The sequence below is a fragment of the Klebsiella sp. TF21-TM genome (assembly GCF_019753495.1).
In the GTDB taxonomy this organism is placed as follows: domain Bacteria; phylum Pseudomonadota; class Gammaproteobacteria; order Enterobacterales; family Enterobacteriaceae; genus Klebsiella; species Klebsiella quasipneumoniae.
This window is the reverse complement of record NZ_JAIJYL010000132.1, coordinates 1-353: the sequence shown is the minus strand read 5'-3', so window position 1 is coordinate 353 and position 353 is coordinate 1. Positions and strand designations below refer to the sequence as shown.

The 353-nt window shown below is 49.9% G+C and carries 1 protein-coding gene; it reads left to right on the top strand.

The window, feature by feature from the left end:
- Window positions 1-189: 189 nt before the first annotated feature.
- Window positions 190-353: GTP-binding protein (locus K5R89_RS27250; RefSeq protein ID WP_023158627.1), on the top strand; the 164-nt coding region annotated here is incomplete at its 3' end.

Below are 353 nucleotides of genomic sequence, written 5' to 3'. Positions count from 1 at the left end.
TGATATGGCTCAGTTGGTAGAGCGCACCCTTGGTAAGGGTGAGGTCCCCAGTTCGACTCTGGGTATCAGCACCACTTCTTTTCTCTCCTTCCCTGTTTCTCTTCTGTTATGTTCATTCAACAAGTCGGGCATGTTGCCTGGTTGATGTGGTGATATCACCGATTTATCCGTGTCTTAGAGGGACAATCGATGTCTAAAGAAAAGTTTGAACGTACAAAACCGCACGTTAACGTCGGTACTATCGGCCACGTTGACCATGGTAAAACAACGCTGACCGCTGCCATCACTACCGTACTGGCTAAAACCTACGGTGGTTCCGCTCGCGCATTCGACCAGATCGATAACGCGCCGGA